The 25,739-nt window shown below is 29.0% G+C and carries 22 protein-coding genes and 1 other RNA gene; 21 read left to right on the top strand and 2 right to left on the bottom strand.

Features of this window, described 5'->3' with window-relative positions:
• Positions 1-119 precede the first annotated feature (119 nt).
• From recO to psyc5s11_RS22920, 10 genes are all read left to right on the top strand, one after another.
• Positions 120-869: a DNA repair protein RecO gene (gene recO, locus psyc5s11_RS22965; RefSeq protein ID WP_224034787.1), complete on the top strand. Its 750-nt coding sequence runs from the start codon at positions 120-122 to the stop codon at positions 867-869.
• A gap of 6 nt (positions 870-875) precedes the next feature.
• Entirely contained in the window at positions 876-1,514 is a 639-nt protein-coding gene (locus psyc5s11_RS22960) for a DUF4342 domain-containing protein (RefSeq protein WP_224034786.1), read from the top strand.
• A gap of 188 nt (positions 1,515-1,702) precedes the next feature.
• A complete protein-coding gene (locus psyc5s11_RS22955; RefSeq protein WP_224034785.1) occupies positions 1,703-2,341 on the top strand; it encodes a helix-turn-helix transcriptional regulator in 639 nt (212 codons plus the stop codon).
• 76 nt (positions 2,342-2,417) lie between these two features.
• The gene (gene ppdK / locus psyc5s11_RS22950; RefSeq protein WP_224034784.1) at positions 2,418-5,045 is read left to right on the top strand and encodes a pyruvate, phosphate dikinase; all 2,628 of its coding nucleotides are present in this window, start codon (positions 2,418-2,420) and stop codon (positions 5,043-5,045) included.
• A 513-nt stretch (positions 5,046-5,558) separates the two neighbouring features.
• Positions 5,559-6,392 carry a BglG family transcription antiterminator LicT gene (gene licT / locus psyc5s11_RS22945; RefSeq protein WP_224034783.1) on the top strand — a complete coding sequence of 278 codons (834 nt, stop codon included), beginning with the start codon at positions 5,559-5,561 and terminating at the stop codon, positions 6,390-6,392.
• Positions 6,393-6,470: 78 nt separating this feature from the next.
• On the top strand, positions 6,471-8,303 hold the full coding sequence (locus tag psyc5s11_RS22940; protein ID WP_224034782.1) for a beta-glucoside-specific PTS transporter subunit IIABC: 1,833 nt from the start codon (positions 6,471-6,473) through the stop codon (positions 8,301-8,303).
• A gap of 22 nt (positions 8,304-8,325) precedes the next feature.
• Positions 8,326-9,759 carry a glycoside hydrolase family 1 protein gene (locus psyc5s11_RS22935; RefSeq protein ID WP_375541971.1) on the top strand — a complete coding sequence of 478 codons (1,434 nt, stop codon included), beginning with the start codon at positions 8,326-8,328 and terminating at the stop codon, positions 9,757-9,759.
• Between the two features lie 372 nt (positions 9,760-10,131).
• Positions 10,132-10,464 (top strand): PadR family transcriptional regulator, encoded by a 333-nt coding sequence (locus tag psyc5s11_RS22930; protein ID WP_224034781.1) that lies wholly within the window; start codon positions 10,132-10,134, stop codon positions 10,462-10,464.
• 2 nt (positions 10,465-10,466) lie between these two features.
• Complete coding sequence (locus psyc5s11_RS22925) at positions 10,467-11,285, top strand: permease prefix domain 1-containing protein (RefSeq protein WP_224034780.1); 819 nt, start codon at positions 10,467-10,469, stop codon at positions 11,283-11,285.
• A 4-nt stretch (positions 11,286-11,289) separates the two neighbouring features.
• Complete coding sequence (locus psyc5s11_RS22920) at positions 11,290-11,472, top strand: hypothetical protein (protein WP_224034779.1); 183 nt, start codon at positions 11,290-11,292, stop codon at positions 11,470-11,472.
• A gap of 53 nt (positions 11,473-11,525) precedes the next feature.
• Here psyc5s11_RS22920 and psyc5s11_RS22915 read toward each other — a convergent pair whose 3' ends face one another.
• Positions 11,526-12,593 (bottom strand): CotS family spore coat protein, encoded by a 1,068-nt coding sequence (locus psyc5s11_RS22915; RefSeq protein WP_224034778.1) that lies wholly within the window; start codon positions 12,591-12,593, stop codon positions 11,526-11,528.
• A gap of 259 nt (positions 12,594-12,852) precedes the next feature.
• On the opposite strand from psyc5s11_RS22915, the gene psyc5s11_RS22910 reads away from it, so the two are divergent.
• From psyc5s11_RS22910 to rnpB, 7 genes are all read left to right on the top strand, one after another.
• Positions 12,853-13,878 carry a deoxyguanosinetriphosphate triphosphohydrolase gene (locus tag psyc5s11_RS22910; RefSeq protein ID WP_224034777.1) on the top strand — a complete coding sequence of 342 codons (1,026 nt, stop codon included), beginning with the start codon at positions 12,853-12,855 and terminating at the stop codon, positions 13,876-13,878.
• Positions 13,879-14,151: 273 nt separating this feature from the next.
• Complete coding sequence (gene dnaG / locus psyc5s11_RS22905; protein ID WP_224034776.1) at positions 14,152-15,933, top strand: DNA primase; 1,782 nt, start codon at positions 14,152-14,154, stop codon at positions 15,931-15,933.
• A gap of 29 nt (positions 15,934-15,962) precedes the next feature.
• A complete protein-coding gene (rpoD, locus tag psyc5s11_RS22900; RefSeq protein WP_224034775.1) occupies positions 15,963-17,072 on the top strand; it encodes an RNA polymerase sigma factor RpoD in 1,110 nt (369 codons plus the stop codon).
• 132 nt (positions 17,073-17,204) lie between these two features.
• On the top strand, positions 17,205-17,897 hold the full coding sequence (locus tag psyc5s11_RS22895; protein ID WP_224034774.1) for a tRNA (adenine(22)-N(1))-methyltransferase: 693 nt from the start codon (positions 17,205-17,207) through the stop codon (positions 17,895-17,897).
• Positions 17,898-17,908: 11 nt separating this feature from the next.
• On the top strand, positions 17,909-18,700 hold the full coding sequence (locus psyc5s11_RS22890; protein ID WP_224034773.1) for a Nif3-like dinuclear metal center hexameric protein: 792 nt from the start codon (positions 17,909-17,911) through the stop codon (positions 18,698-18,700).
• 579 nt (positions 18,701-19,279) lie between these two features.
• The gene (locus psyc5s11_RS22885) at positions 19,280-19,585 is read left to right on the top strand and encodes a hypothetical protein (protein ID WP_224034772.1); all 306 of its coding nucleotides are present in this window, start codon (positions 19,280-19,282) and stop codon (positions 19,583-19,585) included.
• Positions 19,586-19,782: 197 nt separating this feature from the next.
• Positions 19,783-20,130: RNase P RNA component class A (gene rnpB, locus psyc5s11_RS22880), an RNA gene on the top strand.
• 128 nt (positions 20,131-20,258) lie between these two features.
• On the opposite strand, the gene psyc5s11_RS22875 is transcribed toward rnpB, so the two are convergent.
• A complete protein-coding gene (locus psyc5s11_RS22875; protein WP_224034771.1) occupies positions 20,259-20,987 on the bottom strand; it encodes a gamma-glutamyl-gamma-aminobutyrate hydrolase family protein in 729 nt (242 codons plus the stop codon).
• A 226-nt stretch (positions 20,988-21,213) separates the two neighbouring features.
• Between psyc5s11_RS22875 and psyc5s11_RS22870 the strand changes: the two genes are divergently transcribed.
• The 4 genes from psyc5s11_RS22870 to psyc5s11_RS22855 all read left to right on the top strand — a co-directional run bounded on the left by psyc5s11_RS22870 (position 21,214) and on the right by psyc5s11_RS22855 (position 25,723).
• A complete protein-coding gene (locus tag psyc5s11_RS22870; RefSeq protein WP_224034770.1) occupies positions 21,214-21,975 on the top strand; it encodes a transglutaminase domain-containing protein in 762 nt (253 codons plus the stop codon).
• Between the two features lie 167 nt (positions 21,976-22,142).
• Positions 22,143-23,252, top strand: a complete 1,110-nt coding sequence (locus tag psyc5s11_RS22865; protein WP_224034769.1) for an ABC transporter ATP-binding protein — start codon at positions 22,143-22,145, stop codon at positions 23,250-23,252.
• Between the two features lie 188 nt (positions 23,253-23,440).
• Positions 23,441-24,385: a PucR family transcriptional regulator gene (locus psyc5s11_RS22860; RefSeq protein ID WP_224034768.1), complete on the top strand. Its 945-nt coding sequence runs from the start codon at positions 23,441-23,443 to the stop codon at positions 24,383-24,385.
• 318 nt (positions 24,386-24,703) lie between these two features.
• Positions 24,704-25,723, top strand: coding sequence for a LacI family DNA-binding transcriptional regulator (locus psyc5s11_RS22855; RefSeq protein WP_224034767.1), 1,020 nt, complete (start codon positions 24,704-24,706; stop codon positions 25,721-25,723).
• Positions 25,724-25,739 lie beyond the last annotated feature (16 nt).

The raw sequence follows: 25,739 nt of genomic DNA, 5'->3' as shown, positions 1-25,739 counted from the left end.
AATAATGAAGGTGGAAATTACTTCGTAATTTCTTTGATTTATATTTTAATATAAATTACAAAGTAATTTCATCAGCAATCATTAATTATTCATCATTAATTCTTAATTATTTATAGGGGATGATTAATCTGTCAACTTTTGAAACTAAAGCTGTGATTATAAAAACACAAGATTTTAAAGAAAATGACAAATTAGTTTGGCTTTATACTGAAAAACTAGGCAAAATCACAGCTGTAGTTAGAGGTGCAAAAAAAAGTAAAAGCAAGTTTTTAGCATTGACATTACCGTTATGTTATGGCGAATATATGGTGTATAAAGGAAAGAACTTATACACACTCCAAGAAGGAAAGATAATTAATTCATTTCAAGGGCTTTTAAATGATTTGTATAAACTTACATATTCATCGTATTTATGTGAGCTCACAGATATTGCGTGTGCTGATAATGAAGTGAATATTGAGCTTTTCAAAAATTTAGTCACAACATTATATTTATTAAATACAGATGCAATAGATTATGAATTACTAATAAGATCATTTGAATTAAAACTACTTCGAACTACAGGATATAATTTAACATTGGATAATTGCAGTATTTGTAGAAAAAAAATATCTTCATCAAATTATATAAATTTATCTTACTATGGAGGAATATGTGATGAATGTCCCAAAGAACAAGGGATCTTCATATCAAAGGGTGCATATAATGCACTCAGATTCTTGAAGAATCTGAGTGTAGATAAGTTATATAGGTTAAATTTAAGCCAGGAGATAAAAGATGAAATAGCAAAGGTAACCACTTTTTTTATATGTAATAATTATGCAAGAAAACCTAAAAGTTTAGATATGTTAAAATTTATTAAGGAGTGATGATTTATGGAAAATATAACATTAGAAAAAGTTGATATGGTACGCGAAAGAACAGGGGTAAGTTATGAAAAAGCAAAGCAAGCCTTAGAGCTATGTGAAGGAGATGTATTAGAAGCTTTAATATACATTGAGAAGACTGAAGGTATATTAAATGACAATAGTGAATCTTTTGATGACGATGAAGAAAATAAAACTCAAATTTCTATAGAAGAGTTAAAAGTTTGGTTCAAACAAATAATAGAAAAAGGTAATATTGCTAGAATAAAAATTAAAAAAGATGATATTGAGATAATTGATATTCCTGTAAATGCTGGAATTGCAGCAGGCGTTGTAGCTATTATAATTCCACCAATACTTGCAGCAGGAGTTATTGCAGCAATAGCAACTAAAATCACAATAGAAATAACTAACGAAGATGGTTCTGTAGAAATAATAAACAAACAAGTTGCTAAAGTTGCAAGTGATGTTAAAAATAAAGCAAATGATTTTGCTGATATGGTTAAAAATAAAGTTAATGAAATGAAGAAAGATACTAATAAGGATAATTCTGATTCAAAGCAAAAGGTATATACTGGTTCTGATACAGTATATAGTTATACTGTTAATTTTGATGATGAAAAGAAAAAAGATAATTCAGAAGATTAAATGATATTAAGAGTAATATAGAGAAAAACAAACATAAAATTATTATACAAGAAATAATTAGTGAATTTATTTGATTTTTCTGAAAATTTAGTCTAGTCAAACAATAATTACGTGATATAATGAGAGAGTAGTAAAAATTATTGAATATTAACTAAATATTTCTTGTATTTATAGAAAGAGGGATAAGATTGAAATTATCACCTAGGCAAGAAGAAATAGTATGCTTAGTTAAAGAGAACCAACCAATAACAAGTGAAGCGCTTGCGGGGAGACTTGGAGTAACAAGAGCAGCACTTAGAGCAGATTTAGCAGTTCTTACAATGATAGGAACTTTAGATGCTAAACCTAAAGTTGGATATGTATATTCTGGAAAATCTTCTAGTGGATTAGTTTATTCGCACATAAGTAAAATCAAAGTGTCTGAAATAATGTCTAAACCAGTGACAGTAAATGAAGATACAATGGTATATGATGCAATCGTATACCTATTTCTTAATGATGTAGGGACATTATTTATAGAAAACAATGGAATACTTACAGGTGCAGTTTCTAGAAAAGATTTTTTGAAAATTTCAATAGGAGGAACTGATATACATAAAGTTCCGGTTGGCGTAATAATGACTAGAATGCCAAATATAATTTGTGCAAACGAAAATGACAATGCTTATGATTTAGCTAAAAAAATTATTGAACACGAGATTGATAGTATTCCAGTTGTTGAGATATTAAAAAAGACAAATGGAAAAGATCAAATAAAAGTAATTGGTAAGGTCTCAAAGACTAATATAACCAAATTATTTGTTAAACTTGGAGAAAATGAAAATTAATTATTATGGTAACTACGAAGTCTTTAGGCATCGATAGTAATATATGAGAAAATTATAGAAAAGAGGGAATATTGAGATGACAAATAAGTATGTATATCTTTTTAATGAAGGAAACGCTTCAATGAAAAATTTACTTGGAGGGAAAGGCGCTAATCTAGCAGAAATGACTAATATAGGAATTCCTGTACCATTTGGTTTTACTGTTACAACGGAAGTGTGTAATAAGTATTATGAAGATGGTAAAAAGATTTCTGATGATATAATGAGTCAAATTTATGATAGTTTAACAAAGCTTGAAGAATCAACTGGTAAAAAATTTGGAGATAATTCAAATCCTCTATTAGTTTCAGTAAGATCTGGTTCAAGAGTTTCAATGCCAGGTATGATGGATACTATTTTAAATTTAGGACTAAATGACGTGGCTGTAGAAGCTATGGCAGGATTAACTAACAATCCTAGATTTGCATATGATTCTTATAGAAGATTTATTCAAATGTTTTCTGATGTTGTTATGAATGTAGAAAAAAGATTGTTTGAAAACAAGATTGATGAACTTAAGGAAAGAAAAGGCGTTGAAATTGATACAGATTTAACTGCTGATGATTTAAAAGAATTAGTTGGTGAATTTAAAGAACTATATAAAAAAGAAAAGGGCGAAGAATTCCCTAGTGATCCTAAAATACAATTGATGGACTCTATAGCAGCTGTATTTAGGTCATGGGATAATCCAAGAGCTATAGTATATAGAAGAATGAATGATTATCCAGGAGAATGGGGTACAGCAGTAAATGTACAAGAAATGGTATTTGGTAATAAAGGAGAAACATCAGGAACAGGAGTTGTATTCTCTAGGAACCCAGCTAATGGTGATAATGAAATATATGGAGAATATTTAATGAATGCACAAGGTGAAGACGTTGTTGCTGGAATTAGAACACCACTGCCAATATCAAAATTAAAGGATCAAAATCCTACAATATATAAAGAGTTTGAAGATATTGTTAATAAATTAGAATCTCATTATAAAGATATGCAAGACATGGAAATAACAATAGAAGAAGGTAAATTATACTTCTTGCAAACTAGAAATGGTAAAAGAACAGCTCAAGCAGCTTTAAAGATTGCTGTTGATTTAGTTGAAGAAGGAATGCTTAGTAAAGAACAAGCAATTTTAAAAGTTGAACCTAAGCAATTAGATACATTGTTACATCCAGCATTTTATACAGAAGATTTAAAGAAAGCAGTTCCAATTGGTAAGGGGCTTCCTGCATCTCCAGGAGCTGCATGTGGTAAGATTGCATTTACAGCTGATGAAGCTAAAGATAGAAATGCACTTGGTGAAGATGTAGTACTTGTAAGACTTGAAACTTCTCCAGAAGATATAGAAGGTATGGTAGCTGCAAAAGGAATCCTTACAGTAAGAGGTGGTATGACATCTCATGCTGCTGTTGTTGCAAGAGGAATGGGAACTTGTTGTGTAGCTGGATGTGGAACTATTAAAGTTGATGAAAAAAAGAGAACTGTAGAAGTTAATGGAAAAGTTTATACAGATGAAGATTTTATTTCAATTGATGGAACTTCTGGTAATGTATATGGAGAAAAAATAAAGACAGTTACTCCAGAAATTTTAGGGCATTTCGCAATATTCATGGGTTGGGCAGATGAAATAAGAAAGTTAAAAGTTAGAGCTAATGCAGATAGTCCAAAAGATGCAGAACAAGCAGTTGAATTTGGAGCAGAAGGTGTAGGTCTTTGTAGAACAGAGCATATGTTCTTTGCAGAAGATAGAATAATGGCTGTAAGACAAATGATTACATCTAATGATTTAGAACAAAGAAAAGTTGCATTAGATAAAATATTACCAATGCAAAAAGCAGACTTTATAGGAATCTATGAGGCATTAGAAGGAAAACCTGTTACTATAAGATTGTTGGATCCACCATTACATGAATTCTTACCATCTGCAGAGACAGATATTAAAGAATTAGCAAATGAAATGGGAATAACTTTTGACGAATTACAATCTACAGTGCAAGAGTTGCATGAATTCAATCCAATGATGGGTCATAGAGGATGCCGTCTTGCAGTATCGTATCCAGAAATTGCAGAGATGCAAGCTAGAGCAATCATAGAGGCTGCTATAGAAGTTAAAAAGAACAAAGGCTATGACATTGTTCCAGAAATAATGATTCCATTAGTTGGAGAAATTAAGGAATTGAAATATGTTAAAGATGTTATAGTAAATACAGTAAAGAAAGTTATTGAAGAAAATGGAGTAACGTTAGAATATAAAGTTGGTACTATGATAGAAATTCCAAGAGCTGCTTTAACAGCTGATGAAATAGCTAAAGAAGCTGAATTCTTCTCTTTTGGTACAAATGACTTAACTCAAATGACATTTGGATTCTCAAGAGATGATGCTGCTAAATTCTTAGGTGCATACTATGATAAGAAAATATATGAACAAGATCCATTTGCTAAATTAGATCAAACTGGAGTAGGTGCATTAATTAAAATCGCAGTAGAAAAAGGAAGATCTACAAGACCAGACATCCATCTTGGAATTTGTGGAGAACATGGTGGAGATCCATCATCAATTGAATTCTGTCACAATATAGGTCTTGACTATGTATCATGTTCACCATTTAGAGTGCCACTTGCAAGACTTGCGGCAGCACAAGCACAAGTAAAACAACCAAGATAAAGTAAATAATAAAATAGTATGAGCATAGCATAAAAAGATTATATATTAAGTGTTCTTGATATATGTGCTATAAAAAATATGAGGTATAATTACTTGGAATCAAAAAGTGATTCTAGGTATAATACCTCATTTTTTATGCGAAAATAATCTAGTACGGACATTTTTCAACATTGATTTGATGAAAAAAAGAAGATGAGTAAGATATTTGCATAAAATTACAAAACTATTTAACATTAAAGTAATAAATTTATTGCTGGAATTTTGGCGTTAAAGCTCTTTAATATTAAAATTTATATTGCCAAAAGTTATTTATTATAATATAATATTATCAATGGATGGTGATTGCAAGAGCAAGCTATACCTGTTTATATATTATTATGAGATATTATATTCATAATAATATATAAGCAGGTATTTTTTTGTACAAGAGTAAAGTAGTATAACCAAGGTATAAAAAGTATATTTAATACTTAATTTAGATAAAAATAAAATTACTATAAAGGGTGGTGTATGATGGTAATTTATAAAATTTTCAATAATAATGCTGTATTAATTAAAGATGAAGAAGGCGTGGAAAAAATTGTTATGGGATGTGGACTTGCGTTTAAGAAAAAGTGCGGAGAAGAAGTTGATATGAGCAAGATAGATAAGGTATTTATATTATCTGACCCAGATATTAATAACAAGTTCCAAGAAATGATGACGTATATTCCATCTGAGTATGTTGAATTGGGCGAGGACATTATAAAATACGTTGCGAAGGCTTTAGATAAGACATTAAATGATACAATTTACATTTCTCTAATTGATCATTTATATGCGGCAGTAAAACGTTATCAAGAGGGCATTTCAGTGAAAAATGCTATTCTATGGGATATAAAAAGATTCTATAAGGATGAATATAAAATTGGATTGAAAGTTCTTGATATGATTGAAGAGCGATTTTTAGTTAGGTTGCCTGATGATGAGGCAGGATTTATAGCAATCCATATTGTTGAATCAGTATTAAGCGAAAATACTGAAGATATGCATAGAATAACAGAAATAATATCGGAAATATCAAATATAGTCAAATATAATTTTCATATTTCTTTTAATGAAGATTCAGTATATTATTATCGTTTCATTACACACTTAAAATTTTTCGCACAAAGATTATTAGAAGGAAAAACTTATCTTGATAATGCTCAAGATGATTTGCTATATACAATAAAAGAAAAGTATGTGAACTCATATGAATGTGCGGATACGATAAGTAAGTTTATTAAAACAAAGTACAGTTACGATCTATCTAATGACGAAAAGTTATATTTAACTATTCATATTGAGCGAATAGTTTATAAGTAAGTTCTATGACTGGATGGTGACATTAAGTTGGCTATACCTTCATATTTCAAATAAAAAAGAAAAATGGAGGAATAAAAAATGGGAAAGTATGAATTACTAGCAAAAGACATTATTAAAAATGTTGGTGGAAAAGATAACATTATCAGCTTATCACATTGTGTTACTAGGTTGCGTTTTAATTTGAAAGATGAAAGTCTTGCAAATGACCAAGTATTAAAAAATATGGATGGGATAATTACTGTTATGCACAGTGCTGGACAGTATCAAGTCGTTATTGGAAATCATGTACCACAAGTGTATGAAGATGTTTGCAAAAGTGCAAAGATAACTTCTACGTCATCTGTAGTTAAAGAAAAGAAAATGAGTTTTAAAGAAAAAGCGTTAGACTTAATTACTGGTATTATGATGCCATCAATTGCATTACTATGTGCATGTGGTATGTTAAAAGGTTTAAACTCTATTCTATCTTATATGGGGTTATATTCTAATGCTGATGGAATTTATGTATTGTTTAATGCAATTGGAGATTCAGTATTCTATTTCCTTCCAATTGTGCTTGGATACAATATGGCAAAGAAGATTGATATGAATCCTTTCATAGGGTTAATGATTGGTGCTTCTTTATGTTATCCCACACTCAACGGCGTGGATGTTAATTTATTTGGATATGTGATCAATGCAACTTATACTTCTACGTTATTACCAGTTATATTGATTGTTGCAATTGCAAAACCATTAGAAACTTTCTTTAATCGTGTAATTCCTGATATGGTTAAAACTTTTATTACACCAATGCTCGTATTATTGATTTCAGTTTCATTAGGTTTTGTTGTTATAGGACCAATTGCAAACATGATTTCCAACGCAATTACTGCTACAGTTTTATATGTGTATCAATTAAATCCTGTTATTGCGGGATTATTGGTTGGTGGATTATGGCAAGTACTAATCATTTTTGGAGTTCATATCGTTTTAGTTGTTTTATGTATCACCAATATCGCATCTGGTACTCCTGATCCAATTTTAGCGTTTACTACATTCGTAACATTTACTACTACCGGTATGGTTTTTGCGATTTGGTTAAAGACAAAAGACAAAGCTTTAAAACAAATTGCTTTACCAGCATGGATTTCTGGAATCTTTGGTGTTACTGAACCAGCAATTTATGGTGTATTGTTACCACGAATGAAACAGTTTGTACTTTCATGCTTTAGTGGAGCACTTGCTGGAGCGGCAACTGCTATTTTCGGATTAAAGTATCATACAATGGCAGGTATGGGCATTTTTGAAATACCTGCATTATTAGATCCTAGTCAACCTGGCACAAGTTTAGTTCGATGTTTAATTGTGACTGTTATAGCATTTGTAATTGGATTTTTTGTATCATTTATAACATACAAAGATGAAGATATTTCTGCAGATGAAAGCCAAGGACAGATTAGTACTAAAAACGGAAAAGAAGTTATCTCTTCACCAATGACTGGTACTTTAAAATCTTTAGACCAAGTGAAAGATGCCGCATTTGCAGAAGGAGCGTTAGGTAAGGGAATTTCTATAATACCAAGTGAAGGAAATGTTATTGCACCATTTGATTGTACAGTAATTGCATTGTTCCCAACTAAACATGCTATTGGATTACTATCAGACAAAGGTTGTGAAGTATTAATTCATATTGGCATGGATACAGTGCAATTGGAAGGCAAATACTTTGAAACATATGTAAAACAAGGTGATAAAGTAAAAAAAGGCGATTTGTTAATTTCTTTTGATAAAGAAGCTATTGTAAAGGAAGGGTATTCACTAGATACACCTATTTTAGTAACAAATACAAAAGATTATTTAGATATTGTAGTAGCAAAAGATAGTAATTCTTCTATTAATGCAGGTGAAGATTTAATAGTCGTATTATAATTAGGGCAAAGGAGGAATTAAAGTGTTTCCAAAAGAATTTTTATGGGGTGGAGCCGTAGCGGCAAATCAATGTGAAGGAGCTTGGAACATAGGTGGCAAAAAAGAAAGCATATGCGATCACTTAACAGCAGGGTCAATTAATAAAAACAGAAAATTTACGTCTAAGATATTATCAGAAGAAAATTATCCAAGTCATGAAGCGGTAGAGTTTTATCACCATTATAAAGAAGATATTGCATTACTTGCTGAAATGGGTTTTAAAGTATTTCGTTTATCAATAGCTTGGAGTCGTATTTTCCCAAATGGAGATGATGAGCAGCCAAACGAAGAAGGACTGCAATTTTATGATGATGTGTTTAACGAGTGTATTAAATATGGAATTGAACCACTAGTAACATTAAGTCATTTTGAAATTCCATATCATTTAGTGAAAGTATATCAAGGGTTTGCTAGCCGTAAAGTTATTGCATTTTTTGAACGTTATGCTAGGACTGTGTTTGAACGTTATAAAAATAAAGTGAAATATTGGTTGACATTTAATGAAATTAATTTTGGAACTATGCCAATGGGAAACTTAGAGGTTTTAGGTATATTAAATAAAGAAGATGAGGAAATAGCAAATCCTTTAGATGATATGCAATTACGCTTTCAGGCATTACATCATGTTTTTCTAGCAAGTGCAGGAGCAGTGAAAATAGCACATGAGATTAATCCAGATTTTAAAGTAGGATGCATGATTGCACATATTACTATGTATCCTTTAACTTGCAGACCAGAAGATTTACTTCTTCAACAGGAATTAGATAACATTATTAATAACTTTTGTGCAGATGTACAAGTAAGAGGGGTATATCCTTATTATATATTCCATTATTTAAAAAAGAATAATATTGAGATTAATTTTGAAGAAGAGGATGAGAAGATTCTTAAAGAGGGGTATGTTGATTTTTATTCATTTTCATATTATATGAGTAATTGTATAACTACAGAAGAAGGTCATGAGACTACCCTTGGAAATTTACTAGGTGGAGTAAAAAATCCATATTTGCATGTAAGTGAATGGGGATGGCAGATTGATCCAAAGGGTCTTAGATATACATTAAATAAGATTTATGATAGATATAAAATTCCTTTATTTGTTGTAGAAAATGGATTAGGTGCTGTTGACGAAATAGATGATGAGGGATGTATTAATGATGATTATAGAATTAGTTATTTAAAAAGCCATATTGTAGAAATGAATAAAGCTATAGAAAATAATGTGGATTTAATGGGATATACTATGTGGTCTGCTATTGATTTGGTTAGTTCTGGTACAGGCGAAATGAGGAAAAGATATGGTTTAATCTATGTTGATAAAGACGATAATGGAAATGGCACACTTAAGAGGATAAAGAAAAAATCATTTTATTGGTATAAAAAAATTATTGAAACGAATGGAGAAGAATTAGAATAAATAATTTAAATGTTAAGGCATAGTGAATAGCTCAAGATTTTAATAGATGTAAAAAAAATTTATATTAATGATTGCAGTTACACAAGCACAAGTGAAAAATAAAAGATAGAAATTAAAAGAGCCCCTTGAACTTTTAAGTTCAAGGGGCTCTTTTAATGAAAACTATACTTATGCAGATAAATCGCCGAAATAGGATACATATTTGTTCCGTAGGACTAGGAAAATTTCGATGGAAGCCACTAAATGGCAGGCTGAACCTATTTCAGTTTGCTCCCAATGTAAAATTGGGGCAAACTAAAATTGAACAACATACCATAAAGTACTGTACACTATAGAGTACTTTATGATACTCTATATATGGAGGTGCAAATATTGAAAATTAATAAAGAAATGATTAAAGGATATATAGAAAGTATAATTTTAAGTTTACTTCTCGTTGAAGATTTGTATGGATATGAAATTTCAAAAAGAATACGTACAATTAGCAACAATAACTTTGAAATTAAAGAAGGAACTATGTATGTTGTACTAAAAAGGCTTGAAAGCAACGAGTTGGTTACAACTTATTGGGATGATTCAGAAAGTGGAGGTGGAAGAAGGCGCTTTCACAAAATTACAGAGAAAGGTAAAGATTATTTACAATCTAAAAAAGAAGAATGGATATTTTTTAGAAATATTGTAGATACGTTTTTTAAGGAGGTATAGTAATGAAGAGAATTGAAACATATATTAAATCTGTATATAAAAATGTACAAGGAAATCAGAATGAAATAGAAGATTTAAAGCAAGATATGAGAAGTCATTTGTTACAAACAGTAGAAGATCTTAAAAATGAAGGAAAAACCGAAGAAGAAAGTATTGAAATAGCCATTAGTAGGTTTGGAGAGCGAGGACAAGTAGAAAATGAATTATCTAAGGTGTTTAAAGTTCAAAGAAAATTTGCAAAAACTTTATTAATAATATCAATAGTATCGTTATTATTATCAGCAATTTGTTACATTAGCTATGGGATAACTGATGATATGTTTAGGTTAAAGATTCCAGATTCACTTCGCACTGCTGTAGATTATAAGCTTGAAGCAGGAAAAATAATATCCAATGAAGAAGTAACTCAATTGCTTACAAAATACAAAAAACAATTTAGATATGTTGCTTTATATAAACAAGATAATTATAGCGAAACTCCTAATATCTTATATCCTTCAAATTTTTCAGTTGAAAAAGTTGAAAATGATGAGTGTACTCTTACTAAGTACCCAACTTCATTTGAAGGTATTGTCTGGAAAGTAAAATATGGATTTGATTATAATGGATTTAATTTTTCAATTCCAATTTATTTACATTATGCTGTAGAAATACTCTTTGTAGCGTATTGGTTACTATTTGCTATTTGGTGTGTTATTAATGCACATTATAAGAATAACTTAAGCTTAGTATGGATAATCTTATTTTTCACTTTAAATGTGGTTGGATATATGATTTATGTTTTAGATAGTATGAAGAGTTTAAGACTAAAGCATGCATAATATTTTGAATGTATCTAAAACTAGAACTAAAGGGTACTCTTTTGTGAAGTGTTACATCAGAGAATTTGGCTGTAGGTATTTCTTCATTAGAAGTTGTTCCATTTTTGCATGTCCTAAGCTTGTCTTAGGAGCATGCAGAAATGGTGCAACTTCTAATGTTAGAAATCCACAGCCAAATTCTCAGTAACCGCAACAACAGAGTACCCTTTAGTTCGAAGGGATGTATCCATAACCCTAGTTTTAAAGCAAAGTTGTGTCAAATTCTTTTTGTACTTCATCTACTATGCTTATTGCAAAGTCATATTGAAGATTTGTTTTTGAAGTTGCATTTGATAGTAAAGTTAAAAAAGCAGATTTATTGCACTTGTTAATATTTTTATAATAATCTCTTGATATTTTCCAGTATTTTTGTGGAAAACATATATATGAAATCAAATATCGTAAATCTGATTCTGTTAAAGGGGAATATTCGTTATAAGTTTTGAGTATAGATAAAGCTAAATCAAGGTTCCATTTCGTATTTTCACGTTTAAGTAATCTACGCATAAAGTATGCTAAGTCGCGTGCTGAATAATCTGTTTGACATTTGTCGAAGTCTATTATCCAAGGATCTAAATCAGATGGGAAAATCAAATTTTTATTTACATAATCACCATGGCATAAAGATTTACTTAAATCAGCATTATCAATTTTATAAGATATATCTAAAGAAATTTTAGCGAGACGTAGATTTGTATCAAAGGTTGAAATAAATTGTCTCGAAAATGTATCTTTATACTTAAAGGCTTCATTTGAAGTTTTAAGTAAATCTTGAAAATGTTTTAAGGTTGATATGTAATAATCATCATATCCTTCTTTTAATGAACTACCTAAAATGGGCTGAAAGTCACGAGATATTGAATGAATTCTAGAAAGCTTTTTTACAGAGCAAATAACATGGTCAATATTATCAAAACTACATTTCTCACCTTCAATCCAAGGGGTTAGTATAAAAAGCATATCGTCATAAGATACAAATCTATTATTGTCAACAGTAGGCAAAAGTTTTGGTGCTCTAATATTATTTCTATACAGCCATTCAATTGCTGAATATACATATAGCAAATCTTTCATATTATAATAAACTTTTTTTAGACAATAGCTTTTTTCTTTGAAATCTATTCGATATACTGCTCTTTGTTTATCTGTATCTTTAAATTTAATTATTGAAATTTGAGAGTTTTGTAAATTGTAGCATGGCAAAACATTTTGTTTTATGATTTCAGGGGAAAGATTACATTCGCGTAAAGATAAAACTTCATTACCCATAAATACACTCCTTTATAAGGTGATTATTGTGTTATAAGAAAGTAAAAAATTTTAAAGATAGTTTCAATACTCAAAAGAAAATTCTTTATTATTAAATAATATTAAAATTATTTTAGTAATATACTAAAATAATTTGATAAAAATAAAAAAAATATATGTAAACGATAGTATTTTTTAAATTTTTGCAAATAATAAATAAGGTCGATAAATAGAGGAATATAATGATAAATATAGAATACATAGAAAGAGGTGATAAAATATGATTGTGAGAGAAAAAATTCAGAGTTTTGAAAGCTTGACATTAATTAAAGAAGCGGCTTTTTCAAAAAATACGTTAGGTAGAAAAATTAGAGAAGAAGAAGACTGTATTAGAACCTGTTATATGCTTGATAGAGATAGAATTATTCAAAGCAAATCATTTAGACGCCTTAAACATAAAACACAAGTATATATAAAAACTTTTGGTGATCACTATAGAACTAGACTAACTCATACATTAGAGGTATCACAAGTTGCGAGAAATATTGGTGTTGGAATTGGATTAAATGAAAATTTAATTGAAGCAATAGCATTAGGACATGATTTAGGGCATGTTGCTTTTGCACATAATGGGGAAGAAGTGTTAAATGAATATTTAAAAGGTGGATTCCGTCATAATGAACAAAGTGTGAGAGTAGTTACTAGACTTGAAAATGATGGGCGTGGACTTAATTTAACAGAAGAAGTAATTAATGGAATACTTAATCATAGTGGGCTTGGAACCACAAAAGATATAATTACTTTAGAAGGAATTGTAGTTAAATTTAGTGATAAAATGGCTTATTTAAATCATGATATAGATGATTCTATAAGAGCAGGACTTTTAAGTGAAGAACAACTACCTAAAGATATTGTTGAAGTTTTAGGAGATAATTCTACTCTAAGACTAGATACTTTAATAAAAGATTTTGTGAAAACTTCAAATGATAATATTAATAATGGAATAAAAGAAGTTGGATTAAGTAAAGAAATTAATGCAGCAATGATAGAACTTAGGGAATTTATGTTTAAAAATATATATTTAGGAGATACATTAAAGGTTGAGAGAAATAAGGCAAAATTTATATTAGAGCAATTAATTAAATATTTTGAAGAAAATCCAGAAGAAATGCCAGAAATTTATTTAACAATAGCTAAAAAGGAAAGTCTACAAAGAGCAGTAGCGGATTATATTGCTGGTATGAGTGATGATTATTGCTTATTATTATTTAATAAAATATTTGTGCCTAAAGCAATAATAGATTAATATCTTTCAATTAAGAATTTATTTTATGGCTAACTGATCTATAAACCAATATGGTTTGGAAGTTATAAACAGAATTTTAAAATAAAAAAAGAGGATTTTAAAATAAAAAAAAGAATTATTAAATAATAGTGCTATCCAACTAGATATTATTTCAAAATGAGTTGAATTTTCAAATAAATTTTAAATTATTATTATAAATTAGAAGGAAAATTCGTTATTGTGTCGAATAATATATAATTGTTGGAAAAAAGCAGTAGGGAGGGAGATGTCTCCTTGCAGATACCAGAAGAAGTAATAGAAAAAATAAAAGAACAAAATGACATTGTTGATATTATTTCAGAAAATGTAAGGTTAAAAAAATCAGGAAGAAATTATATGGGGTTATGTCCATTCCATAATGATAAATCCCCATCATTTAGTGTTTCTAGTGAAAAGCAAATATATAAATGTTTTTCGTGTGGTGAAGCAGGAAATGTGCTTACATTTGTTATGAAATATAAAAAATTTACTTTTCTAGAGGCAGCAAAGCATTTAGCAGACAAAGCTAATATTACATTACAAATAGAAGGGCAGGAAAATGATAAAATTTCTAGAAAAAAGGAGCTTTTATACAAGATAAATGTAGATGCTGCTAGATATTATTTTGCAAATTTACAAAAAAATAAAATAGCAAAAGAGTATTTCTTAAAAAGAGGAATAAAAGAAGAAACTATAAAACGATTTGGATTGGGTTATTCACATGACAACTGGCATGGAGTAATAAATGGTTTAAGAGCAAAAGGATATAAGGATGATTTGTTATTTGAAGCTGGGTTGATTTCTAAAAATGAAAAAACAGGGAATACATATGACAGATTTAGAAATAGAGTAATGTTTCCTGTATTTGATGCCAAAGGAAAAGTTATTGGGTTTGGAGGTAGGGTTTTAGATGATTCAAAACCAAAATATTTAAATTCACCAGAGACAATGATTTTTCAAAAGGGAACTAATCTGTATGGATTAAATTTTGCAATTAAAAATATGCTGCAAGAAGATTACATTATTATAGTTGAAGGGTATATGGATTTAATAGCACTTCATCAATATGGTATAACGAATACTGTAGCATCACTTGGAACTGCACTTACTGTAAATCAAGCAAGACTTCTTAAGAGATATGTAAATAAAGTAATAATTTCTTATGATGCCGACTTGGCTGGGCAGACTGCTACAATAAGAGGACTTGAAATTTTAAGGAATGCTGGATTTGACGTGAAAGTATTAACAGTACCAGAGGGTAAAGATCCAGATGAATTTGTGAGAAAAAATGGAAGAGATGCGTTTTTAAGATTAGCAAAAGAAGCATTGCCTCTAATTGAATATAGAATTAAAAGAGCAGCAAACGGCATAGATTTAAAAAATGGGAATGAATTAGTTGCATACGGAGAGAAATTTGCGGAAATTTTGGCAGAGCTAAATCCTATAGAAAAAGATGTATATATAAAGAAAATTTCAGAAGAAACATCAATTAAGGAGCAATCATTATATGACCTACTTTCGCAAGTAATAGCAAAAAAACAGAAAGAGGAAAATTTTACAAATAAAAAAGAAGATTTTGGAACAAAATTATATGTAGAACCAGGATATCTAAAAGCCGAGAGAGCTTTAATTAAATTGATGCTGAAAGATGAATTTTATGAGGAACTTAAAAATCTCATAAAACCAGGAGATTTTGTAATAGAATCACACAATAAAATTTATTCATTAATATTACAAGGAAAAAATGTGGATACTATTAATATAATATCTTATGTAGAAAACAGATGTGATGACATAGAAAGTTCTAAAGAGCTTACTAAAATAAAAGAACATGAAATTTTAACTTTCGCACATAGCGATAGATTAATAGAAGATTATCTAAATGAAGTCAAAAGTTTTAAACTAAAATTACAAATTGAAGATTTAAAGAAAAAGCAAAATAGATTTGAAAAGAATGGGGAAATTGAAGAATCTATAAGAATTGCTATGGAGCTTACTAAATTGTCCAAAACACTAAAAAGGAGAGAGAGAGGTTAAAGGTTATAACGGAAGGAGGCAGTAATAATATGGAACAAAAAACTAGTGGAAAAGCAGCAAAACCAAAAGATGATAAAAAAGATAAGAATATCAAAATGCTGGCCGTGAAGGAATTACTTGATAAAGGTAAAAAAAATGGATCATTAACATATAAAGAGATTATGGAAACAATGGAGCACATTGACTTAAGTCCAGATCAAATAGAAAAGATATATGAGGTATTAGAACTGGCAAATGTTGAAATTATAGGTGATGTGAACGATACGGATACTGCACATGAAGAAATTGATTTATCAGTGCCAGAAGGTATAGCAATAGATGATCCAGTTAGAATGTATTTAAAAGAAATTGGAAAAGTGCCTTTATTGTCTTCAGAACAAGAAATAACATATGCTAGAGAAATAGAAGAAGGAAATCAAAAATCTAGAAAGAAATTAGCAGAGGCAAATTTAAGATTAGTTGTAAGTATAGCTAAAAGATATGTTGGAAGAGGAATGCTTTTCTTAGATTTAATACAAGAAGGAAACTTAGGTCTTATAAAAGCTGTTGAAAAATTTGATTATAGAAAAGGATACAAATTTTCAACTTATGCTACATGGTGGATTAGGCAAGCAATAACAAGAGCTATTGCGGATCAAGCTAGAACAATTAGAATACCTGTTCATATGGTAGAAACTATAAATAAGCTTATAAGAGTACAAAGACAATTATTACAAGAATTAGGTAGGGATCCATTCCCAGAAGAAATTTCAAAGGTTATGGAACTTCCAGTAGAAAAGGTTCGTGAAATTCAAAAGATAGCACAAGAACCAGTTTCGTTAGAAACTCCAATAGGTGAAGAAGAAGATTCTCATTTAGGAGATTTTATTCCAGATGATGAAGCACTAGCACCAGCAGAAGCTGCTGCATTTACAATGCTTAAGGAACAATTAATCAATGTATTGGATACATTGACTCCTAGAGAAGAAAAGGTATTAAGACTAAGATTTGGACTTGATGATGGAAGAGCTAGGACTCTTGAAGAAGTAGGTAAAGAATTTAGTGTTACAAGAGAAAGAATTAGACAAATTGAAGCGAAAGCTTTAAGAAAGTTAAGACATCCATCAAGAAGTAAAAAATTAAAAGATTATTTAGATTAAACAAATAAGCACCTATATTTTAGGTGCTTATTTTTCAAATTACGTAGTAATTTGTTCATTAATTGTTAACTGTCCACAGGATGCCCTAAAGGGTATACATTGTTAACTGTTAATTGAATTAAGGGGGTAAACATGGAATTAAGTAAAAGATTAAATTGGATTATAGAAAAACTTGATAAAGTCCAAATTATTATGGATGTTGGAACAGATCATGGCTATATACCTATTTATTTAGTTAAAAATAATATAGCAAAAAAAGTTATTGCATCAGATATAAACAAAGAACCTTTGAAAAAAGCAAAAATTAATGCATCATTAGATGGCGTGTTAGATAAAATAGACTTAAGATTAGGTGGGGGACTATCTCCTTTAAAAAATAAAGAAGCAGAGGCTGTAATAATTGCTGGAATGGGTGGAAATTTAATTAGAGATATATTAGAAAATGATTTGGATAAAGTTAAAAATTTAGATTATTTAATACTTCAACCTGCTCAAAACCCTGAAGTCTTGAGAAGATACTTATATAATAATAACTATGAAATTTTAGGTGAAGATATATGTTTAGATGAAAATAAGTATTATGAGATATTTAAAGTAAAATATAAAACTGGAGATTATATATTATTAGAAGATATATTCTATGAAATAAGTCCGACTATGTTAAGTAAAAAAATGCCTTTATTAAAGTCATATATACAAAGCAAAATTCAAAAAAATGAAAAAGTCATGGATTTTATTACAGATAATACTGAACATGCAATTGACCGTAAAAATGAATTAAGAGAAAAAAATCAAAAATTAGAGAAGTTATTAAAAAATTTTTAGGTGGTGAAATTATGACTAAAGTAATAGATATATCAAAAGAAATTGAAAAATTTGCTCCGAAGTTTCTAATGGAAGATTATGATAATGTTGGATTGATGGTTGGGGATGAAAATAAAGAAGTGAAGAAAGTTTTGTTAGCCTTAGATTGTACAAATGAAGTAATTAAAGAAGCTACAAGATTTAATTGTGATTTAATAATTACTCATCATCCACTATTATTTAAAAGACCTAAAAATATAATTAAGGGAGATCTAATAGGAGATAAAGTTATTGCTTTAGTTAAAGACGACATAGCACTTTACTCATGTCATACTAATTTAGATAGTGCTAAAAATGGCATAAATGAAACTATAGTTAAAATATTGGGATTTAATTCCAATATAATAATTGAACCTAATGAATCTGAAAACTACAAAGATGTTGGTATTGGAAGGTTAGTAAAATTAGACGAAGAAATTTTACTGTGTGATATCATAAAGATTGTTAAAAAGAATTTAAATATAGAAAATATGAGAATTGTTAGAGGATCTGAGAAAGTAAAAGTATTGGCAATAATAAATGGAAGTGGTCAAGATTTATTTTATAAAGCGAAAAGCCTCGGAGCTGATTGTATAATAACTGGAGACACAACTTATCATTTTGCATCAGACTTTAAAGAAATGAAAATAAGTATAATAGATGCAGGACATTTCTCAACAGAATATCTTGTATTTCTAAAAACATTAGAATTTCTAAAAGAAAAATTTAAATCTGTAGAATTCATTGCTTCAGAAAAATGCAAAGACCCATATGACTTTGTTTAGCAATATAGATACCCACAGTGGAAATCATACTTAGGCGTATACATCGCCAAAATTGAATACATATTTATTCTGTAGGACTGTGAAAGTTTCGCTGGAAGCATTCTAAATGGGAGGTTGCACCCATTATAGTTTGCTCCAAATGTAAAATTTGGACAAACTATAATGGAACAACCTCCCATTAAGAAGCTTCATCAGCTTATTTTCAATGCCTACTTCACAAATATGTATCCAATTTCTCTGTTTGGATATGCTCCTAAGTATAGTAAATGTTGAATATAATACCAAGCATAAGTAAAACTTTAGTAGTGGGCATCTATAGATAGATAAACAAAGTGAAAATTACATAGATATATTAAATAACTAAAATATTACTCATATGCATATACTGATAGTGTAAGGCACAATCAAAAAATAACAAGTCCATTTGCCAGCCTATTTTCCATCATGCTACGTCGGCAAATTGACTTAATAGGCTCTCTATGAGGGCAATTCGTCTCCTTGTCTGATGAAAAATATTCATGGCAACTATGGACTTGTTATTTATTTTCATGTGCCTAATAATAATTTTGTGGGTGGGTTATGAGTAGAGATGATGATTTTACTAATGGAGCTGGAGAAGACTTGAAGAAGGATTTTAAAAATATATTTAAACATAGTAAAAGAGCAGTTAAAGGCTTTTTTAGAGGCGGAAACAGAAGAAATAACTGTGGAAGACGACCCAATTGGTGTCCACCAATGTTCGCTTTTAAATCTCCTCTTTTAATGTTACTTTGGCCTAAGTTAATTGTTGGAGGAATAATACTTTTAGCATTATTATTTTGTGGGGTAAGTTTATATGGAGTAATAATAATACTTTTGTTAACAGTAATATTTATTTTAATATAGTTTCATATATTTAAATTCACAATATAATATTTAAACTTTTTAGTGGATATTTAGGGATTAGAAGAACAAATCCTTAGGCAGGTTTAGGAAAATTGTATACTAAAATTAACAGGTTAGGATTATAGTTCGTTTTATACCATATATTTAATTTAAAATTTATTTGTATAATTAAATAAAATATGTTAAGATAAATCTTGCGAGTGAGACGTGCAATCGCTGCTAGACTTAGATCTAGGAGAGGAAAGTCCGAGCTCCATAGGGCAGGGTGCTGGCTAATGACCAGTCAAGGCGACTTGAAGGACAGTGCAACAGAGATATACCGCCTAAGTTTTACTTAGGTAAGGGTGGAAAGGTGATGGTAAGAGCTCACCAGCGTGATGGAGACTTCACGGCTATGTAAACCCCACTTGGAGCAAGACCGAATAGAGAGGCATTAAGGGGCTGCCCGTCCCGCCTCCGGGTGCGTCGCTTGAGTCTAATGGCAACATTAGACCTAGATAGATGATTGCTTAATACAGAACTCGGCTTATGGCTTATCTCGCAACAAGTAATTGCAAGGATTTAAGGAATACATTATGTGTATTTTCCCTTAACTTTCCCTTGCTTTTTTTGCGTAAAGGATATTTGATATAGCATATGTAGCTTTATCATTCATTTCTTTATGACAAGTTAATTAATTTGATGAAGCATTAATAAATGCTTCAAAAAGTTTAAGCATATTTGTATCATTATAAACAGTCATAATTTCAGGGTGAAATTGAACTCCAACAACAAAGTTTTCATCACATTTTTCAATCCCTTCAATTACATTATCTTTAGAATAAGCAGTAACTTTAAAACCAGGAGCTAAAACTTTGATTGCTTGATGATGAAAACTATTAGTAACAATAGAATTCCCGAGTATACTGTGTAAAATTGAATTTGGAGTAATGTCTATTGTGTGTGTTGCGGCACCATCTTTTGTTTGTTGTTGATGTTTAATATAACTACCTTCCATATCGGACAAATCTTGATACAAGGTACCACCGAAGGCAACATTTAAAATTTGTTGACCTCTGCATATGGCTAAAATAGGCTTATTAAGTTCACAAGCTATTTTAACTATTAAAATATCAAAAGTATCTCTATCAGGGAATATATAACCTAATTTAGGAGACGGTTCTTCATTGTATACTAAAGGATTTATATCTATACCACCTGAAAGTAGAACACCATCAAGAAGTTCAATTTGTCTCCTAATTGATTCTTCATCATTAAGAATAGGAAGTATAACAGGAATTCCGCCAGCTTTGATTATTGATTCTACATAATCGTTACTGAGTGACTCTATAACAGAATGAGAATAAGCAGTTTCATGCTTAATAACTCTACTTGAATTTATACCAATAATAGGTTTTTTCATAATAATATTACCTCCATTAAAATGTCTATAAATTATACTATATAAGCACAAGTAAATATTGTCAATTGGAGTTTTATGGTATAAATATAGAAAGATTCTAAAGAAAATATAAACAAAATGTAAAATAAATATTTACAAAATAAATAAAGCAAGTAAAATAGAAATGAATAGAATGGATTTTTTTATAAACTTAAGATAAAAGGAATAGTTTTAGGGGGATATATTAATGAAAAGATTTTTAAAAACTATGATAATTGCATGTACTATAATGCAAATTATGACGATGACAGCATTTGCATATGAGAAAGTTCAGAAATTAGAAGATATGGAAAATAGTATTTATAAACATTTTGAAAATAGAGATTCAAATTTCACTTTTTTATATACAGGAACAAGGAAAGAATTTGAAGATAATATACGTAAGTGTATTGATGATGCATATTCTAAGGATGATTATTTGGAAAGATCATGGTTAGAAATAAAACCTAGGGCGAATAGTACAGAAAATGGTATAGAAACAACTATAGATGCAACTTATTTAACTACAAGGGAACAGGAAAAATATATAGAAACTGAATTAGAAGGTATTATCAAGTCTATAATCAATACAAAAATGTCTGATTTAGAAAAGGTAAGAGTTATAAATGATTATATAGTTAATAGATACGAATATGATTATACATTAAAATCAATAAGTGTTTATTCGGGATTAACTACATCAGTAGCTGTATGTCAAGGATATTCAATGACTGCTTATAAGATGTTTAATTATGCTGGTATAGAAAATAGGATTGTTGTTGGAAAGATTAAAGATATTCTACATTCATGGAATAGTGTTAAGATTCAAGGAAACTGGTATCAATTAGATATTACAAATAATGATTCTATTGAAAAAGATAAATATTTCTTAGTAGGAGATGATGACCTGATCGCCAATAATTATAGTTGGGATAGAGAAAAGTATCCTAAAGCACTGAAGAAATATTAATAATATAAAAGAATATTATTCTTTTATATTATTTCACAAAAAAGCTAATATAGTTTTGTAAATTTTCAATATAGTATTAAAAGGGTTACATATAGTAGAATAGATTTATAGCAAATAAGAAAATAAAAATCAGGAAATATATGAATGAGATAAGGGAGGAAATAATTATGGCAGATTTGTCACTACAACATATTTATAAAGTTTATGAAGGGGATGTAACTGCGGTTAAAGATTTTAACTTGGAAATTGCAGATAAAGAATTTATCGTTTTTGTTGGACCATCAGGTTGCGGTAAATCAACTACTTTAAGAATGATTGCAGGACTTGAAGAAATATCTAAAGGTGAATTATATATAGGTGGAAAATTAGTTAATGATGTAGAACCTAAGGAAAGAGATATAGCAATGGTATTCCAAAACTATGCATTATATCCACACATGACTGTATATGATAATATGGCTTTTGCTTTAAAATTAAGAAAAGCACCTAAAGAAGAAATAGAAAAAAAGGTTAGAGATGCAGCAAAAAGATTAGATATTGAACATTTATTAGATAGAAAGCCAAAGGCTTTATCAGGAGGTCAAAGACAAAGAGTTGCACTTGGACGTGCTATTGTTAGAGAACCAAAAGTATTCTTAATGGATGAACCTTTATCAAATCTTGATGCAAAACTAAGAGTTCAAATGAGAACAGTAATATCAAAACTTTATCAAACTTTAGAAACAACATTTATATATGTTACACATGACCAAGTTGAAGCATTAACAATGGGAACTAGAATTGTTGTAATGAAAGATGGTATAGTTCAACAAGTTGCAACTCCTCTTGACCTATATAATATGCCAATTAATTTATTTGTTGCAGGATTCATTGGAAGTCCTCAAATGAATTTAGTAAATGGTATTGTTGTAGAAAAAGAAGGAAAAATATATTGTAACTTTGAAGAAAACAGTATAGTATTTACTGACGATAAAGCAAAAGTATTAAAAGACAATGGATATGTAGGAAAAGAAGTAGTATTTGGTATTAGACCAGAGCACTTAGATGATAATGAAGAACTTATTTCAAACAACCCAGCTGCAACTCTTACTGGAGAAGTGGAAGTTGTAGAACGTATGGGAGCTGAAAGTTATATTTATTTCAAATCAGGAAATAATGATATGACTGCAAGACTTGATGGAAGTTCTAAATCTCAACCTAAGGATAAAATTAAATTGTATGTAGAACACGAAAATATTCATGTATTTGATAAAGAAACAGAATTAAGAATATGTTAATATAATCATACAAAGTGAAACTAAATTCAGGTGGAGTTTTATGCTCCGCCTGAATTTAGTTAGTATTTTCTAGGAATATATTAGTATTACAACGGTTAACATAAGATTAGATACCTTCTGCGGGGATATTGTGACACTTGAGGGCACATTGCGACCCTTGTGGGTGAAAAAATAGTTGAGGTGATAAAATGAAGGGATTAGTTAAATATCTTAAAGAAATATATGAAAATTGTGAAATACCTTTTGAGATTTATATGGATGATGAAATAATATTTAAAGCTAATCTCGATTCTCATAAAGATAATTTATTAGAAAGTAAATTTTTAATTGGAACAAAACAATTTAAAATAAAAATTGAAGAAAAGTACAAAGATTCTATGAAAATATTAGAATTTTGTATTAAAGATAAATATAAAGATGATTATAATAAAAAAGAAAAAGTTATTACTCAATTATTGCAAAATTTAAGTATATCAAAAGAGAAAATAAAAGAAGTTTTACCACAAACAAAGGAAGATACATTTTTAATTACAATAAGTGTAAAAGAGAAATTAATAGAATCATTAGATGCTTTAAAAAACATTTATAATGATACTGATATTATAATATTAAATTATGAAGATAGTATAATTTTAATAGGAGTATTTGAAGATATAAATGAGCATGTATCAAGTATAAGTGAGACAATATATATTTCTCTTTATCAAAAATGCCGTATAAGTTTTTCTCATATTCAAGATTATGAATTTTTAAGTGATTTATATAGCGAAAATATGTATAAAATTGCTTTGGCTAAAAAATATAAATTATCTTCAATGATATTTGGACAAAATAGTCTTTTATTTGAAAAAATTATGGATAATTTACATGAAGAGACTAAGGAAAAAGTTCTAGATGATTTTAATGATAGTTTCTCCAAATTAGATGAAGATATGATAAAAACAATAGAAGTTTTCTTTAAATTAGATTTAAATTTAAGTGAAGCATCAAAAGAATTGTATGTTCATAGAAATACTTTAATTTATAGATTAGATAAGATTCAAAAGTACACTGATTATGATATTAGAAAATTTAATGATGCATCATTGTTTAAAATAGCTTTCTTTATTTGGAAACAGAAAAATAAAATATAAGTTAAAATAGAAATAAGAGATCTTTTCAAAAAAATATTATAAAGGTTAATTTTTTTTGAAAAGATTTTTTATTTGTTAAATTATTGTATAAATATTTAAGGTTTGTTAAAATGTTATTAAGTTGAAGTAAAATAAATTATATTTCATAAACATTATTAAAAATGGAACGAATATAATATTGTATGTTTAAAATTTATTATAGAAGCTAAAATCAATAACAAGAATTTCAAATTCATAAACATAATTTAAGATTAAACTAACTAAAAACGGTAACGATACCGAAGTACTATATTTAAATAGTAGTACAGGAGAAAGCATATGAATATAAAAGATATAGCAAAATTGGCACAAGTTGGCGTTAGTACAGTTTCAAGAGTTCTTAATAATCATACTGATGTCAAAGAAAGTACGCGAGAAAAAGTTTTGGGAATTATAAGAGAGAGTAATTACATACCTAATAATAGTGCTAGGATATTAAAACAACATAATACAAAGAATATTGGTATTTTAGTAAAAGGAGTATTTAATCCATTTTTTTCTCAAATAACCAATGTTATAGGAAGAATTATAAATGAAAATGGATATACAATGATAATGCGCCAAAATGATTATAATATTTATCAAGATGTTGATACTTTAATAGCTTTTGTAAAAGAAAAAAGGCTACAGGGTGTTATATGTTTAGGCGGTAATTTTACTGAAATTACAGATGACTGTTTTAAAGAAATAAATGTACCTATAGTATTAACATCTGTAAATACTATTTCAAAACAAGGAAAGATATATTATTCATCAATAGGTATAGATAATGTAAAAGGCGCATATGATGCAACAACCTATTTAATAAATAAGGGTCATAAAAATATAGCACTAATTTTAGGGGACGTTAATGATATGGGAGTAAGCTTGTGGCGGTTAGAAGGATATAAAAAAGCCTTAGATGAAAAAGGAATAGACAAAGAAAATGATTTGATTTTAATAGGACAATATTCAAGCAAAGGAGCCTACACGGCAACTTTAGAATTATTGAAAAAAAGAAAAGACATTACAGCAGTATTTGCTTTTTCGGATATTATGGCAGTTGGAGCAGCTAAAGCAATACTTGATAGTGGATTAAGAATTCCAAAGGATATTTCAATAGTTGGCTTTGATGGTATGGATGAAAGTGAATTTTATAATCCAAGTATCACAACTGTAAAACAACCAAAGAAGTTAATGGCAGAAATGAGTATAAACTTATTAATGTCACTAATAAAGGGCGAGACGGAAAACAAACATGTACTATTGGAAACTAAATTAATTGAGAGAGATTCATGTTTTGATTTATGCAATCTATAATTTTAAACAATTGAGG

The organism is Clostridium gelidum (assembly GCF_019977655.1).
Taxonomy (GTDB): Bacteria; Bacillota; Clostridia; order Clostridiales; family Clostridiaceae; genus Clostridium; species Clostridium gelidum.
This window is presented reverse-complemented; position numbering and strand designations above follow the sequence as displayed.